Raw genomic sequence first — 15,296 nt, 5'->3', positions numbered from 1 at the left:
GCGGGGCGGCCACCGCGCCCGGGCTCAGCCGCCGTGCCCCATGCGGCGGGAGAGCTCGGCCGCGGCCTTCACCGCGGCCTTCGCCAGCTCCGGGAGGTGTTCCCGGGCCATCCGGTAGGCGGGCCCGGAGACCCCGATCGCCCCGATGACCGTCCCGTCGTAGGAGTGGACGGGCGCCGCGACGGCGTTCAGCCCGGTCTCGAACTCCTCGGTGGTGCAGGCGAATCCGTCCTCGCGGGCGGCGGCCAGCTGCTCCCGGACGGCGGCCGGGGCGGTCAGGGTGTCGCCGGTGAACCGCGGCAGCGTGCGGCCCAGCAGTGCCTCCCGGCGCTCCCGGGGCAGGTGGGCCAGCAGGACCTTGCCGCTGGCGGTGGCGTGCAACGGGGTGCGGCGGCCCAGCCAGTTGTGGGCGGTCACCGCGGCGGAGCCCCGGGCCTGCATGATGTTGACCGCGGCATCGCCGTCCAGCACCGCGATGTTGGCGGTCTCCCCGGTCTCGTCGGCCAGCGCCCGGCACACCGGCTGGCCCTCCTGCGAGATGTCCAGCCGGATCGCCGCCGCGCCGGCCAGCCGCAGCACCCCGGCGCCCAGGAAGTACTTCCCGCGCTCCCTCTCCTGCTCGACCAGGCCGCGGTTCTCCAGGACGCCCAGGATCCGGAACGCCGTCGACTTGTGCACGCCCAGTTCGTCGGCGAGTTCGGTCACCCCGGCCTCGCCCAGCCGTGCCAGGCTCTCCAGCACGCTCACCGCGCGGTCCACGGACTGCACGGAACTCGCCCCGCGCCGCTCCTCGGCGCGCTGCTCCGCCGCATCTGTCGTGTTCGCCATGGCTCTTCGCCTCACCACCCGTTGCCCCCGACGGACCCGCCTCGGGGCCGTTCGCCGGGAAGGATGCCCTCGACGGGGCGCCGCCCGGCCTGGATCTCTGTTGCGCATCGTGCGATGCGATGCGCAATTCACAACGTGATGATACCGATCGGTGCCCGGGGGGACAGGGCGTCGCCCGCACGCCCCGCGGCCCGGTCCTCGGCCCGTCAGGCCGCCGCGCGGTCCGTCCGCGACGGCCCCTCCGGTGGCCGCCGGCGCTCCTGTCGGCGGGCCTCCCGGCGCTCCCGGCGCAATTCCCGGGCGGTGCTGCTCGGCTCGGACCGCACCCCGTGCCGCTGGACCCAGACCTGGCGCGTCACCCAGACGTCCAGCACCGCCCACGTGGCGACGATCGTGCTGGCGACCGTCGAGAGGACCGCGGGGAACGCGAACCAGGACCCCGCCAGCGTGCACAGGAAGGCCACCATGGCCTGGATCAGGGTGACCGCCACGATGATGACGGCGCGCACCGCGGCCGTCCGCACCGGATCGGCCATCCGGCGCCGAGCCGTCGGCTCCACCTGCCACAAGGGACGCCTGCCGCCGTCCATCGCGTCACTCTCCCCGCACTCTCCCCGCACCCGGGGCCGCCCGACTCCTCGGTGGCTGCCCGGGTTTCACCGGATACATGCCACACGAGGCGGGCTCCTGTCCACTCCGCATCCCCCTCCGGCGTCACGCATCGGGGTGCGCGGAAGCGCCCCGCAGGGCCGGCACGGGCCGCGCGCCCGGGTGGCCATGGCCACACTCACCGGCAGGCCCTCCGGGCATCGTCGGACAACTCGTGACGATCCCGCCCCACCCGCATCCCCCGCCGCGTCGCCGGGCCTCGGAACGTTCCCCCGACAGTAGTAGGCTCGCGCCGCTGTTGACGGAACACCGCCCCCGTCCGCCGGGGTTGACGTAGGGGAGGCCATGCGCTTTCGCGGGAGGTCGGTCCGCCGGAAGATCGTGGCGCTGCTGCTCGTGCCGCTGGTGTCCCTGACGCTGATGTGGAGCATCACCACCTACGTCACCGGCCGCGAGGCCAACCAGCTCCTCGACGTCAGCACCGTCGTCCGCGGCCTGGGCTACCCGGTCGAGGACGTCATCCAGGCCCTCCAGCGCGAACGCCGCCAGAGCCTGACCTACCTCGCCGACCGCCGCGGCGCCAACGCCCTCAACGAACTCCGCGGCCAGACCCGGGCCACCGACGACGCCGTGGCCCGGCTCCACGACGAGGTGGACGCCGCGGACGTCCGCTCGGAGCTGGCCGGCCCGGCCGCCGGCCGGGTCACCGACCTCGTCAAGGGGCTGGACGGCCTGGACGCCCTGCGCAGCCAGGTCGAGGACAACCGGGTCGGCCGCGACGAGGCCATGGAGTCCTACAACGCCCTGGTCGACCCCGGCTACGACCTGCTCGCCGCCCTCCATTCGCTGGAGAACGTCGAGATGGACAAGCAGGGCCGCGCCCTGGTCAACATCACCCGCGCCCGCGAGGCGTTCTCCCGCGAGGACGCGCTGATGTCCGCGATCCTCACCTCCGGCAGCATCGACAAACGCGACCAGCGCGCCCTCTCCGACCGGGTCGCCGAGCGCCGCATCCTCTACAGCACCAACCTGCCGCTGCTGCCCGCCACCGACCGCGGCCTCTACGAGGACTACTGGCGCTCCGCCGGCGCCCGCGAACTGACCTCCTACGAGGACCGGGTGATCGCCGCCGACCCCGCGACCGCCGCCCACACGGTCAACGCCGACCGCTGGAACACCGCAGCGGAAAAGCTCCTCGGCGACCTCGGACGGATGGGCAAGGACGCCGGCGAGCGCTACCAGCAGCGGGTCGCGCCGATCGCCACCCGTATCGTCCTCAAGGCCGTCGCCACCGGCGTCCTCGGCTTCGTCGCGCTGCTGGTCTCGGTCATCGTCTCGCTGCGGATCGGCCGCCGGCACGTCCGGGACCTGACCCGGCTGCGCAAGACCGCCCACGAGGTCTCCGGCGTCCGACTGCCCAGCGTGATGCGCCGGTTGGCGGCCGGCGAACACGTCGACGTGGAGACCGAGGCGCCCCGCCTGGAGTTCGGCCCGGAAGAGACCGGCCAGGTCGGCCAGGCGCTCAACACCCTCCAACGGGCCGCCGTCGAAGCCGCCGTCAAACAGGCCGACATGCGCCGCGGCGTCTCCGAGGTGTTCGTCAACCTCGCCCGCCGCAGCCAGGTCCTGCTGCACCGCCAACTGACGCTCCTGGACGCCATGGAACGGCGCACCGAGGACACCGACGAACTCGCCGACCTGTTCCGGCTCGACCACATGACGACCCGCATGCGCCGGCACGCCGAGGGCCTGGTCATCCTCTCCGGCGCGGCCCCCTCCCGGCAGTGGCGCAAGCCGGTCCAGCTGATGGACGTGGTGCGCGCAGCGGTCGCCGAGGTCGAGGACTACGAGCGCATCGAGGTCCGCCGGCTGCCCCGGCTCGCCGTGGACGGCCCCGCGGTCTCCGACCTCACCCACCTGATCGCCGAACTCCTGGAGAACGCCACCGTCTTCTCCCCGCCGCACACCGCCGTCCAGGTGCTCGGCGAGCGGGTCTCGCACGGCTACACCCTGGAGATCCACGACCGCGGCCTGGGCATGGCCCCCGACCAGCTGCTGGACGCCAACCTCCGGCTCGCCGAGACCCCCGAGTTCGAACTGTCCGACACCGACCGGCTGGGACTGTTCGTCGTCAGCCGGCTCGCCCAGCGACAGGGCGTCCGGGTCTCCCTCCAGCCCTCGCCGTACGGCGGCACCACCGCGGTGGTCCTCGTCCCCGGCGCGATCCTCACCGACACCGGCGAGGGCGCCCGCGACACCGGGCCGACCGCCGCCGACGCCGCAGCCGATGCCCCGGCTGGCCCCGAGCACACCGAGGACACCCCTCTCGACCCGCTCGCCCAGGTCCCGGTGCCGCTCGCCCGGCGCACCCGGCGCGGGGCCCTCGCCGGCCCCGTCGAACTGGAGGCACCCGTGTCGCAGGCCGACCCGGCCGCACCGGCCGGCACGCCGCAGGGCCCCAGGGCCGTCCCGAAGCCCGCCCTCGTCCCGTCCGGCGAACAGCACCAGCAGGCCGGCGACCAGGCGCCGAACGGCCAACTCGCCCCGCTGCCGCGCCGCTCCCGCACACCGGTCCTGGTCTCCGACCACGGCCGGACCGTGGACGGCGCCCGCACACCGGACGACCCCGGCGGCGAGCCGCGCCCCGAGCCCGACGCAGGCCCGGCCGCCGGGCAGCGCACCCCCGACCGGACCCCCGCCGCCGACGCCTCCGCGGCCCCGGCCACCACCCCCAAGGGCCTGCCCCGCCGGGTGCGCCAGGCCAGCCTCGCCCCGCAGCTCAAGTCCGACCAGGGCGCCGAGCCCCCGGCGGACCGGCCGGCCACCCCGGCCGAGGACGACCGCGACGCGGAGGCGGTCCGGGCCCGCATGGCCTCGCTCCAGCGCGGCTGGCAGCGCGGCCGCCGGGAGAACGGCGAAACCCCGCACACCCCCACACCTCCGGACCCGGGCACCCCACAGGGCGCCCCCGGGAGCGCAACCGCACCACCACGAACCACATCGGGAGAGGACGGTCCATGACCGCACCGAAGGCATCCGCTTCCACCGCAGCCTCGCCGCACGGATCCGGGGAGCTGAACTGGCTCCTGGACGAGCTGGTAGAGCGGGTCGGCAGCATCCGCAAGGCACTGATCCTCTCCAGCGACGGCCTGCCCACCGGCGCCTCCAAGGACCTCACCCGCGAGGACAGCGAGCACCTGGCCGCGGTCGCCTCCGGCTTCCACAGCCTCGCCAAGGGCGTCGGCCGGCACTTCAACGCCGGCGGGGTCCGGCAGACCCTGATCGAGCTCGACGACGCGTTCCTGTTCGTCAGCGCGGCCGGCGACGGCAGCTGCCTGGCGGTCCTCGCCGACGCCGACTCCGACGTCGGGCTGATCGCCTACGAGATGACCCTGCTCGTCAAGCGCGTCGGCACGCACCTGGGCACCGCGCCCCGGTCCTGACCGCCGGCCGAGTACGACTACGGTGACGCCATGACCGATCAGGAGGGCCGGCCGGCACCGGAGCGGCAACCAGCCCGTTGGTTCGACGACGACGCGGGACCGGTCGTCCGCCCGTACGCGATGACCCGCGGGCGCACCCGTACGGCCGCCGAGGGGCGGCTGGACCTGATCGCGCTGGTGATCGCCGAGAGCCGCGCCGACGGGCCGATCGCCGACCAGACGCTGTCCCCGGAGCAGGTGGACATCGTCGAGCTGTGCCGGGCGGCGCCGCAGTCGGTCGCCGAGCTGGCGGCCGAGTTCGACCTGCCGGTCGGCGTGGTCCGGGTCCTCATCGGCGATCTGCTGGACGCCGGGCTGGTCCATGTGACCCGCCCGGTGCCGCCGGCCGAGCTGCCGGACGAACAGGTGCTGCGCGAGGTCATCGACGGCCTGCGCGCGCTGTGACGACCCGGCGGACGCCGCCGCGCACCGCCCCCGCCGCCCGCCCGCCCCGGGGCGGGGCGGGGCGGCACCCCCGCCTCCGCTTCCGCGCCCCCCTGTTGAGCGCGCGCTCGGCGGCGGACTACGGTTGCCGTCGATCATGCGCCGTCCCGCGCCGGCCGCCACCGCGTGCCCCGTGCCGTGGCCGGCACCCGGAACCGAGGAGCCCGCCGCCATGGCCGCCGACGCCACCCCCCTCCAGCCCCTGCGGATCACCGCCGGACCCCACACCTTCGACGCCCTGGCCTGTGGTCCCGCCGACGGCGAGGTCGTCCTGCTGCTGCACGGCTGGCCCGAGTTCGCCGACTCCTGGAGCGGGGTGCTGCCCGCCCTGGGCGCCGCCGGGTACCGCGCGGTCGCCGTCGACCAGCGCGGCTACTCCCCGGACGCCCGCCCGCCGCGGATCGCCGACTACGCCGTCCCCGAACTCGTCGCCGACGCCCTCGCCTTCGCCGACGCCCTGGGCGCCGAGCGCTGCCACCTCGTCTCCCACGACTGGGGCGGCATGGTCGCCTGGGCGCTGGCCAGCGCCCACCCCGAGCGGCTGGCGTCGCTGACCGTCCTCGCCACCCCGCACCCCGAGGCGCTCGACCGCGCCGCCGCCGACGACCCCGAACAGCACCACCGGCTGGACTACGTCCGCTTCTTCCGCCGCCCGGACGGCGCCGCCGAGTCCGCCCTGCTCGCCGACGCGGCGGCCCGGCTGCGCGCCGTCTACGGCGGCAAGGTCCCCGCGGAGCTGGTCGAGGCCAACATCCGGCGGCTCTCCGAGCCCGGCGCGCTGACCGCGACCCTCAACTGGTACCGCGCCCCCGAGGCGGTGATCTCCGTGCCGGCCGGGCGGATCGCGGTGCCCACCCTCTTCCTGTGGGGCAGCGAGGACATCGCCCTGGGCCGCGGCGCGGCCGAGTCGACGGGGGAGTGGGTGGACGGCCCCTACCGCCTCGAGGCCCTGGAAGGCGCCAGCCACTGGCTGCCCGAAGAGGTCCCGGCACTGGTCACGCCCAAGATCCTCGACCACCTCGCCGCCCACCGACAGGGCTGATCCGCCCGCCGCGCGGTCCTTTTGGGACGGTTGGCGGCCTTGGCCCGGCAGCCCGCGTGATCGGAGCGGACCTCAAGTGGGCGCCGTACGGCGCACGTTGTACGGTGCACTGGCGACCGCCGTCAGCGACGGCCGCCCCGCGCTCGGGACATCTCGCGCTGCCCCCGTGCGCCCCGCATCCCCGGCAACCAGGAGAAGGAAACCCATGGTCTTCGGGCGTTCTGAGCGCAGTCCCCGGCCCGCCCCGGCCGAACCGGTGACGCTCAAGATCCTGGTCGCGGGCGGCTTCGGCGTCGGCAAGACCACCCTGGTGGGCGCGGTCAGCGAGATCCGTCCGCTGCGGACCGAGGAGCGGCTGACCGAGGCCGGCCGCCCGATCGACGACCTCCACGGCGTCGAGGCCAAGTCCACCACCACCGTCGCCATGGACTTCGGCCGGATCACGGTCCGCGACGAACTGGTCCTGTACCTCTTCGGCACCCCGGGCCAGGACCGCTTCTGGTTCCTGTGGGACGAGTTGGCCCGCGGCGCGCTCGGCGCGGTGGTGCTCGCCGACACCCGCCGCCTGGCGGACAGCTTCGCCGCCATCGACTACTTCGAGCGCCGCGGTCTGCCCTTCGTCGTCGCCGTCAACTGCTTCGAGGGCGCCGACCGCTACCCCGCCGAGGCCGTCCGGGACGCCCTGGACCTCGACGACGCCGTCCCGGTGGTGCTCTGCGACGCCCGGGTGCGGGAATCCGCGCGGGACGTGCTGGTTGCCGTCGTCGAGCACGCGATGCGGCGCGGCGCCCAGCAGCGGGAGCCCGCCCTGCCCTGACCGGCGCCGCCCCCGGACCCGCGCTTCCCTGACGGGGCGCGGAAGTACGGCCCGTACCCCGCCGCCCGGGGTACGGGCCGTACGCCTTCGCGGCCCGCCGACGTCAGGACGCGGCACCGCCGTCCGCCGCCAGCCAGCCGAAGCTCCGCTCCACCGCCCGGCGCCAGTTGCCGTACTCGCGCTCGCGGTCCGCCGCGGCCAACCGCGGCGTCCACTCGGTGTCGGGCTGCCAGTGGGAGCGCAGTTCGTCCAGGTCCCGCCAGACCCCGGTGGCGAGCCCGGCCGCGTACGCGGCGCCCAGGCACGTCGTCTCCGGGACGACCGGGCGGATCACCGGCACCCCCAGCACATCCGCCTGATGCTGCATCAGCAGGCTGTTGGCGGTCATCCCGCCGTCGGCCTTCAGCCGGGTGATCCGCACCCCCGAGTCCTGGTACATCGCGTCCACCACCTCACGGGTCTGCCAACTGGTCGCCTCCAGCACCGCCCGGGCCAGGTGCGCCTTGGTGACGTAGCCGGTCAGCCCGGTGATCACCCCGCGCGCGTCGGCCCGCCAGTACGGCGCGAACAGCCCCGAGAACGCCGGGACGACATAGGCGCCGCCGTTGTCCGGCACGCTCGCCGCCAGCTCCTCGATCTCCGCCGCGGACCCGATCAGCCCGAGCTGGTCGCGGAACCACTGCACCAGCGCGCCCGTGATGGCGATCGAGCCCTCCAGGCAGTAGACGGGCGCCTCCCCGCCGAGCTGGTAGCCCAGGGTCGTCAGCAGCCCGTGCTTCGACGCCACCGGCCGGTGGCCGGTGTTCAGCAGCAGGAACGAGCCGGTGCCGTAGGTGTTCTTGGCCTCCCCGACGCTGTAGCACGTCTGCCCGAAGACCGCCGCCTGCTGGTCCCCCAGCGCCGACGCCACCGGGACGCCCGCCAACGGCCCGACCGCCGTGCCGTACACCTCGGCCGACGACCTGATCTCCGGCAGCATCGCCTCCGGTATCCGCATCGCGGAGAGGATCGCCGGATCCCACTGCAGGGTCGTCAGGTCCATCAGCAGGGTGCGGCTGGCGTTGGTGACGTCCGTGACGTGCACCCCGCCGTCGGTGCCGCCGGTCAGGTTCCAGATCAGCCAGGAGTCGACGGTGCCGAACGCGATCTCGCCGCGCTCGGCGCGCGCCCGCAGCCCCGGCACCTCGTCCAGCAGCCAGGCCGCCTTCGGCCCGGAGAAGTAGCTCGCCAGCGGCAGCCCGGTGGCCTCCCGGAAGCGGTCCTGGCCGGCCGCCCCGCCCAACTCGGCGCACAGCCGGTCGGTACGGGTGTCCTGCCAGACCACGGCGTGGTGCACCGGCCGGCCGGTGGCCCGGTCCCACAGCACCGTGGTCTCCCGCTGGTTGGTGATGCCCAGCGCGCTCAGCTGGTCGGCCCGCAGCCCCGCCCGGGCCAGCGCGCCCGCCACCACGTCCTGCACCTTGGCCCAGATCTCGGCGGCGTCGTGCTCCACCCAGCCGGGTCTGGGGAAGATCTGGCGGTGCTCGCGCTGGTCGACGGCGACCACCGCGCCGGCGCGGTCGAAGACGATGCAGCGGCTCGACGTGGTGCCCTGGTCGATCGCTGCGACATACGTCCCGGCTGCGCCATCCGTCCCGGTGTGCTGGCTGGTCATCCGTCCCGCCTCCCGAAGTCATGGCCGGTACCGGCCGATTGCGGTCCGCCCTGGCGCCGCCCGGCGTCAGAACACCGCCGTGTACACCAGCCCCGACAGCACCGCGCCGAGCAGCGGCCCGGCCACCGGGATCCAGGCGTAACCCCAGTCCGACGACCCCTTGTTGGGGATCGGCAGCAGCGCGTGCGCGATCCGCGGGCCGAGGTCGCGGGCGGGGTTGATGGCGTAGCCGGTGGGACCGCCGAGCGACAGCCCGATGCCGACCACGAGCAGCGCCACCAGCAGGACGTTGATCCCGGAGCCGTAGACACCCGCCCGCGCGCCCGGCACCTGGCCGATCCCGATGCCCTGGTTGCGGCCGAAGAACAGCAGCGGCAGCACCAGCCCGACGGTGGCGATGACCTCGGTGACGAGGTTGGCGCCCGGCCGGCGGATCTCCGGCGCGGTGGCGAAGACCCCCAGCGTCGGCTGGGCCCTGCCCGGCTCGGCATTGGCGGCGAACTGCGCGAAGTACAGTGCCCAGGCCAGCACCGCCCCGAGCCCCGCGCCCACCAGCTGCGCCAGCACGTACAGCGGCACCTTCGCCCACGGGGTGCCGCCGGCCACCGCCGAGCCCAGCGTCACCGCCGGGTTCAGGTGCCCGCCGGACAGCGGCGCCGCGGTGTAGGCGCCGGCCAGCACGCCCAGGCCCCAGCCGAAGGCGATCACCACCCAGCCCGCGCCCCTGGCCTTCGAATGGTGCAGGGTGACGGCGGCGCACACCCCGGACCCGAACAGGATCAGGAGCGCGGTACCGATCACCTCACCGACGACGATGTCCCCATTGGTGTACATGGCGGCTCCTCGGCCGTTGCCCGGGGCGGGCCCCGGTCCTCCGTGCAGGATGCGTGCCATGCCTGAGTACGGCGGTGCCCGCGGGCATCCGGCGACCGGCACCCGGAAGTGTTCTCCGTGGCTGAGGGAGCGTCAAGCACGTGTACACAAAGGGAGTTGGTGTTTTCGGCAGCGGCGCACCGGGCGGCGCGGAACGGAGGCCGAGACTCAGCCGCGGGCCCGCGCGCCCTCCTGCCCCGCGTCCGCCCCCTCCGGCGCCCCTGCCGGCTCCGGCACCCGTGCGCTCGCCCCCCGCCGCACCTCCGTACGCTCCGACCCCAGCTGCCCGACCACCCAGCTGGCCCCCGGCAGGTCCTTGGCGGCCTTCTTCAACGGCGCCAGCGCGGCCGCCGCCGGCCCGTGCCCGGTGACGCCGCCGGGCGGACAGACCACCGTCGCCAGCGACAGCGTCACCTGCATCTCGCCCACCGACCAGCCCACGTCCAACAGCGCCTTGGCGAACGGCTCCAGCCCATCCGGCTCGGTCAGCACCAGGAAGTCGTCCCCGCCGATGTGCCCCACCCGGCTGGTCGGCTCGCCCGCCGCCACCTCCGCCAGCGTCCGCCCCACCGCCCGGATCAGCTCGTCCCCCGCCGCGAACCCGGCACCGTCGTTGACCTGCTTGAAACCGTCCACGTCCAGCCAGCTCAGGGCGAACTCCCGGCCCTCGGCGACCCGCCGGTCCACCTCGCCGTTGACCGCGTCCGAACCCGGCAGCCGGGTCAGCGGATTGAGCCGGGCCGCCTCCTCCACCCGGCTCTCGGCCAGCGCCCGCAGGATGTCGGCGAGGTGCACCACCCCGATGCAGCGGCCGCGCTCGTCCACCACCGCCACGTCGTCGCCGGTACGGTCCCGCTCCCCGTCGGCGATCATGTCCAGCACCTGCCAGGCGGTGGCGTCCGCGCCCACCGTCCGCGGCCGGTCCGCCAGCCGCAGCGCCGGCCGATCCGCGTACAGCGCGTGCCCGTACCGCCCGGACAGCGACAGCAGGAAGCGGTCCCGGTCGATCGCCCGCACCGGCACCCCGTCCGCGTCCACCAACAGCACCCCCGACACCTCGGGGAAGCCGGTCAGATGACTGCGCACCGCGCCCGCCGACGCGTCCATCGGCAGCAGCGCCGCGGGCTGGAGGAACTGCGCCACCGGCGGCCCCGACGGCGGCCGGTCCGGGACCCGCCGACCGCTCGCCGGCGGCGGAAGCGCGGCCGGCACGAACACCTCCGTCACCACCCGCCGCGCCGGCGGCGCGAACAGATGCCCCTGGGCCAGCTGCACCCCGGCCGCCCGCACCGCCGCGTACTGCCCCTCGGTCTCCACCCCCTCGATCGCCAGCAGCCCGCCCACCCGCTCGCACAGCTGCCGCATCGCGGCCACCGCCGCCTGCCGCCCCGGGTCGCGCTCCAGTCGCACACACAGCGATGCGTCCAACTTGACTAGATCCGGGGACAGTTCACCCATCAGCCGGAGCGGCAGATCGCCGTCCCCGACCCCGTCCGCGCAGATCCGGTACCCCTCGTCCCGCAGCCCCGCCACCGCCGCCAGCAGCTCCCGCTCGGGGACCTGGGCGAACGGCCCGACCAGATCCAGGGTGATCTCCCACGGCCGCCGCCCCGCCTCCCGCACCGCCTTGCCCAGCGAGGCCACCTCCGGACGCCGCGCGACGGTCGCCGCGAACACATTGATGTGCAGCGGCAGCAGCGTCTCCTGCTCCGCCGCGGCCCGGACCGCGAGCGCGGCCAACTCGACATCCAGATCGGGGGAGTGGCGGGCGCGGGTGAGCACGTCGACCTCGCCGTCCTCGGGTCTGGCGAGCGGCTCCAGCGCGGCGACCGAGCCGGTCGCGAGGTTCACCACGGGCTGGAAAGCGAAGCGGAGCTGGTCCGTCCAGGCAGGCACGAGCAGCAGGATGCCGCTCCCCGGGCACCCGCGGAGCCTCGTTCACGCACTGTTCACGCACCCTTCCGGAGCGTACGGCCACGGAGGCCGCCGCACCGTTTCCGCTTCAGCGCCGCACCAGCGAACTCCGCGCCACCGGGAAATCGAAAGAGGTGTCCGGAAACGTCTCCGGCGAAAAGGTGTAATGCCACCACTCGTCCGCGTAGTTCACAAAGCCCGCCCGCTCCAGTCCCTCCTTCAACAGCATGCGGTGCGCCCGCTGCTTCCCCTTGATCCGCGGATCCAGCGTGTGCGCGAGAGTGTCGAAACAGTCGAAACCCGTCCCCATGTCAAGGGAGTTGTCCGGGAAACGGCTCGCCCTCGGCCCGAAGCACGACGTCAACGGCTCCCCGGGCACATACGGCCGGGTCGGCACCGCCGGCAGCCGGACCAGCGTCAGATCGACCGTACTGCCCCTGCTGTGCCCGGACTTCTCCGCGATGTACCCGTCCCGGAACAGCACCGACTTGTCCACCCGCGGATAGAATTCCGCCTTCATCCGCTGGTCGGACAGATCCTTCGCCCACGCCACGAAGTGATCCACCGCCCGCTGCGGGCGATAGCAGTCGTACACCTTCAGGGAATAGCCGCGCCGCAGGAAAGCGACCTGCGCCCGGTGCAACGCCCGCGCCGCGTCCCGGGTGAGTATGCACAGCGGCTCGCGATATCCCGTCACCGGTACGCCCATGAAATCGTGCGGAGTGGCGTACCGGATCTCCTGGATGATCGTGGGATCGACGTCCCGCAGCGCCACGAACTCCTTCGGCGCCTTGGGGTCGTCGGCACCGGCGCGATGCGACGACGGCGCGGCGACGGGCCCCGCCCCCGCACTCGACGGGACGAGGGCGACGGTCAACAGGGCGGCGGCAGCAGCGGCCAGGCCGCGCCAGGCGGCAGCAAGTCTCGGCATGGACCCTCATCTACCAGGCGGGGCAGGCACGGGGGAACCCCTCGCCGCCCACCCGCATACCACCGTCCCGTCCAACGGGCCCGCCCCGCCGCCCCGTTACCCGGCCGCCGGGCCCGCCTCCTCCCCGGCCAGCCCCCGCACCCGCACCGGATACCCCGCCGGACCCCCGTCCCGCCGCTCCACCACCACCCGGTCGCCCTCCCACCGGGAGACGAACCGCTCCACCTCCGGCCGCCGCCAGCCGTCCCCGCAGTCCGGCACCACCAGCCCCCCGCCCGTACGCCCCGCCGCCGGCGCCCACACCTCCAACTCCGTCGCACCGTCCGCCCCCGCCACCGGCAACACCGCACCGGCCCGCGCCAACACCGGAATACGGGACAGCGGCGCGTCCACCCACACCCGGCCCGGCCCGTCGTACGCCCGCCCGGTCGCGGTGTCGTACCACCGGCCGCGCGGCAGCCGCACCGCCCGCCCCGCCGCCCCCGCCTCCACTATCGGCGCCACCAAAAGCGCGTCCCCCAGCAGGAACGCGTCCTCGCAGTCCCGCAGCGCCCGGTCCCGCGGCGTGCTCCACCACACCGGACGCACATACGGAGCCCCCGACAGCCGCGCCAACTGCCCCAACGTCACGAAGTACGGCAGCAGCCGCACCCGCTCCCGCAGCGCCGCCCGGGCATGCTCCAACACCTCCGCCCCGAACTCCCACGGCTCCCGCCGCCCCGCCCAGAGCGCCGAATGCGTACGGAACAACGGCAGATACGCCCCCAGCTGGAACCACCGCAGATACAACTCCGGCGACGGCACCCCCGAGAACCCGCCCACATCCGGCCCGCTGTACGGCACCCCGCACAGCCCCAGCCCCAGCACCAGCGACAACGACGCCCGCAGCCCCGGCCACCCGGTGGCCACGTCCCCCGACCACGTCCCCCCGTACCGCTGGAGCCCCGCCCAGCCCGACCGGGAGAACAGGAACGGCCGCTCCCCGGGCCGCAGTTCGCACAGCCCCTCGTAGGCCGCCTGCGCCATCGCCAACCCGTAGACGTTGTGCGCCTCCCGATGGTCGCCACCGCACCCCTCCAGGGCGTGCCGCGCCGACCGGGGCAGCGTCGACTCCCCGAACGCCGCGAACGACACCGGCTCGTTCATGTCGTGCCACACCCCGGCGAACCCCTGCGCCAGCCGCTCCGCGTACAGCGCCCCCCACCACTTGCGCACCCGCGCATCGGTGAAGTCCGGATACACCGACTCGCCCGGCCACACCACCCCCCGCACCACCTCCCCCCGGGTGTCCCGCACGAAGGCGTCCACCGCCACCCCGCCTTCGTACACCGTGTTCCCCGGCTCCGCCTTCACCGCCGGATCCACGATCGACACCAGCCGCACCCCCTCGGCCCGCAACTCACCGGCCAACCCCGGAAGATCCGGATACCGCTCGCGGTCCACCGTGAACACCCGGTGCCCGTCGTAGTGGTCGATGTCCAGATGGACCGCCGACAGCGGCAACCCCCGCTCCCGGTATCCCGCCACCACCCGCCGCACCTCGTCCGCACCGCCGAACCCCCACCGGGCGTGCTGGTACCCCAGCGCCCAACGGGGCGGCAGCGCCGGCGCCCCCGTCAGCGCCGTCCACCCCGACAGCACCCGCGCCGGCGTCCCCGCCACCACCCAGTAGCGCAGCGGCCCGCCGTCCATCCGCAGCTCACAGGTGCCCGGCCGGTCATGCCCCGAACCGGCGCCCTCCACGCCCTCGTGCAACGTCACCCGGCCGTCCCAGGAGTTGTCGTGGAACACCAGGTGCGTCCCCGCGTCCGCCACCACCAACTGCACCGGCATCGTCAGGTACAGCGGATCGTCCCCGGGCCCGAACGCACCGCCCGGATCGGTGTTCCACAGCCGGTACACCCCGTCCCGCAGCCGCGGCCCCGCCGACCGGCCGCCCAGCCCGAAGAACCGCGCGTCCGCCGCCACCTCCGACCGCTGCACCCACCGCGCCGCCCCCGCCCCCGCGCACCGGCCGTCCCCCTCCGGACCACCGTCCGCGCCCTCCGCCACCGGCTCCCACCAGCGCGGCGGCAGCTCCCGCCGCAGCATCGCGCCACCCGGCGTCCGCACCTCCACCGCCCCGAACCGCGACACCACCACCAGCACCCGCTCCGAGACGATCCGCCAGCCGCCCTCGGTATCCGGCTCCAACACCACCCGCGGATCCACCGCCGGACACTCCCCGGCCAGCGCGTACGACGGCTCCGGCTCGGCCCCGTCCCACCCACAGAACACCGCACCGCCCGCCGCGACCCGCACCCGCAACGACGACCGCGCGAAACGGATCACCCCGCCACCCGGCAACGGCTCCGCATCCCGCGCCTCACCCGGCACCCGCGCCCGCTCCGCACCCCGCGGCGGCAACGCCCGCGCATCCGCTCTGCTCCGGCGCCACGCCGCACGCAACGACCGCAGCCCCTGCGCCGGCCCGACCGCCCTGACCATCCGTACCGACCGCACCAGATCACGCCCGTCCATGCCGGTCAGCCTGCCACTGACGACCCCTCGGGCGGGAACCGTTCAACTGCCGTTCACCTGCGCACGGCCATCCCGGCCACCTCCCCGGCCCCCACCGCCGCCGCCCGACGGCCGGAAACCTCCCCACCGCACCACCCCACCGCCCGGCACCGCCCCACCTCGCGCGGCCCGCACATGGAGTC

General features: G+C 74.7%; 12 protein-coding genes. 5 read left to right on the top strand and 7 right to left on the bottom strand.

The genetic code is table 11. The features are described 5' to 3' along the window. Positions 1 to 24: 24 nt before the first annotated feature. Entirely contained in the window at positions 25 to 828 is an 804-nt protein-coding gene (locus JNO44_RS09200) for an IclR family transcriptional regulator (protein ID WP_205362877.1), read from the bottom strand. A gap of 206 nt (positions 829 to 1,034) precedes the next feature. Then, positions 1,035 to 1,418: a hypothetical protein gene (locus JNO44_RS09195; protein ID WP_205362875.1), complete on the bottom strand. Its 384-nt coding sequence runs from the start codon at positions 1,416 to 1,418 to the stop codon at positions 1,035 to 1,037. A gap of 364 nt (positions 1,419 to 1,782) precedes the next feature. Between JNO44_RS09195 and JNO44_RS09190 the strand changes: the two genes are divergently transcribed. From JNO44_RS09190 to JNO44_RS09170, 5 genes are all read left to right on the top strand, one after another. Then, positions 1,783 to 4,458 (top strand): sensor histidine kinase, encoded by a 2,676-nt coding sequence (locus JNO44_RS09190; RefSeq protein ID WP_205362873.1) that lies wholly within the window; start codon positions 1,783 to 1,785, stop codon positions 4,456 to 4,458. Beyond that, positions 4,455 to 4,880, top strand: a complete 426-nt coding sequence (locus tag JNO44_RS09185) for a roadblock/LC7 domain-containing protein (RefSeq protein WP_039638246.1) — start codon at positions 4,455 to 4,457, stop codon at positions 4,878 to 4,880. The genes JNO44_RS09190 and JNO44_RS09185 overlap by 4 nt, the downstream gene beginning before the upstream one ends. Positions 4,881 to 4,910: 30 nt before the next feature. After that, positions 4,911 to 5,324 (top strand): DUF742 domain-containing protein, encoded by a 414-nt coding sequence (locus tag JNO44_RS09180; RefSeq protein ID WP_205362871.1) that lies wholly within the window; start codon positions 4,911 to 4,913, stop codon positions 5,322 to 5,324. 211 nt (positions 5,325 to 5,535) lie between these two features. Continuing rightward, positions 5,536 to 6,405 (top strand): alpha/beta fold hydrolase, encoded by an 870-nt coding sequence (locus JNO44_RS09175; RefSeq protein WP_205362870.1) that lies wholly within the window; start codon positions 5,536 to 5,538, stop codon positions 6,403 to 6,405. Between the two features lie 205 nt (positions 6,406 to 6,610). Further along, positions 6,611 to 7,222, top strand: a complete 612-nt coding sequence (locus tag JNO44_RS09170) for a GTP-binding protein (protein ID WP_205362869.1) — start codon at positions 6,611 to 6,613, stop codon at positions 7,220 to 7,222. Between the two features lie 103 nt (positions 7,223 to 7,325). On the opposite strand, the gene glpK is transcribed toward JNO44_RS09170, so the two are convergent. The 5 genes from glpK to JNO44_RS09145 form a co-directional block, all read right to left on the bottom strand. Then, positions 7,326 to 8,876 (bottom strand): glycerol kinase GlpK, encoded by a 1,551-nt coding sequence (gene glpK / locus JNO44_RS09165; protein ID WP_205362868.1) that lies wholly within the window; start codon positions 8,874 to 8,876, stop codon positions 7,326 to 7,328. A gap of 66 nt (positions 8,877 to 8,942) precedes the next feature. Next, a complete protein-coding gene (locus JNO44_RS09160) occupies positions 8,943 to 9,710 on the bottom strand; it encodes an MIP/aquaporin family protein (protein ID WP_205362867.1) in 768 nt (255 codons plus the stop codon). A 207-nt stretch (positions 9,711 to 9,917) separates the two neighbouring features. Beyond that, complete coding sequence (locus JNO44_RS09155) at positions 9,918 to 11,645, bottom strand: GGDEF domain-containing protein (RefSeq protein ID WP_205362866.1); 1,728 nt, start codon at positions 11,643 to 11,645, stop codon at positions 9,918 to 9,920. Between the two features lie 106 nt (positions 11,646 to 11,751). Then, complete coding sequence (locus tag JNO44_RS09150; RefSeq protein ID WP_205362865.1) at positions 11,752 to 12,594, bottom strand: M15 family metallopeptidase; 843 nt, start codon at positions 12,592 to 12,594, stop codon at positions 11,752 to 11,754. 96 nt (positions 12,595 to 12,690) lie between these two features. Further along, positions 12,691 to 15,114, bottom strand: coding sequence for a glycoside hydrolase family 31 protein (locus JNO44_RS09145; protein ID WP_205362864.1), 2,424 nt, complete (start codon positions 15,112 to 15,114; stop codon positions 12,691 to 12,693). Positions 15,115 to 15,296 lie beyond the last annotated feature (182 nt).

Source organism: Streptomyces noursei, from assembly GCF_016917755.1.
GTDB classification, from domain to species: domain Bacteria; phylum Actinomycetota; class Actinomycetes; order Streptomycetales; family Streptomycetaceae; genus Streptomyces; species Streptomyces yunnanensis.
Note: the sequence above shows the minus strand (reverse complement) of the source record. Positions and strands in the feature narration are given on the sequence as shown.

What these genes read in the sequence shown, in the direction of transcription:
- JNO44_RS09175 (WP_205362870.1), top strand. Translation starts at nt 5,536, where the DNA reads ATGGCCGCCGACGCCACCCCCCTCCAGCCCCTGCGGATCACCGCCGGA.
- JNO44_RS09195 (WP_205362875.1), bottom strand. Translation starts at nt 1,418, where the DNA reads ATGGACGGCGGCAGGCGTCCCTTGTGGCAGGTGGAGCCGACGGCTCGG.
- glpK (WP_205362868.1), bottom strand. Translation starts at nt 8,876, where the DNA reads ATGACCAGCCAGCACACCGGGACGGATGGCGCAGCCGGGACGTATGTC.
- JNO44_RS09180 (WP_205362871.1), top strand. Translation starts at nt 4,911, where the DNA reads ATGACCGATCAGGAGGGCCGGCCGGCACCGGAGCGGCAACCAGCCCGT.
- JNO44_RS09170 (WP_205362869.1), top strand. Translation starts at nt 6,611, where the DNA reads ATGGTCTTCGGGCGTTCTGAGCGCAGTCCCCGGCCCGCCCCGGCCGAA.
- JNO44_RS09150 (WP_205362865.1), bottom strand. Translation starts at nt 12,594, where the DNA reads ATGCCGAGACTTGCTGCCGCCTGGCGCGGCCTGGCCGCTGCTGCCGCC.
- JNO44_RS09200 (WP_205362877.1), bottom strand. Translation starts at nt 828, where the DNA reads ATGGCGAACACGACAGATGCGGCGGAGCAGCGCGCCGAGGAGCGGCGC.
- JNO44_RS09190 (WP_205362873.1), top strand. Translation starts at nt 1,783, where the DNA reads ATGCGCTTTCGCGGGAGGTCGGTCCGCCGGAAGATCGTGGCGCTGCTG.
- JNO44_RS09145 (WP_205362864.1), bottom strand. Translation starts at nt 15,114, where the DNA reads ATGGACGGGCGTGATCTGGTGCGGTCGGTACGGATGGTCAGGGCGGTC.
- JNO44_RS09160 (WP_205362867.1), bottom strand. Translation starts at nt 9,710, where the DNA reads ATGTACACCAATGGGGACATCGTCGTCGGTGAGGTGATCGGTACCGCG.
- JNO44_RS09185 (WP_039638246.1), top strand. Translation starts at nt 4,455, where the DNA reads ATGACCGCACCGAAGGCATCCGCTTCCACCGCAGCCTCGCCGCACGGA.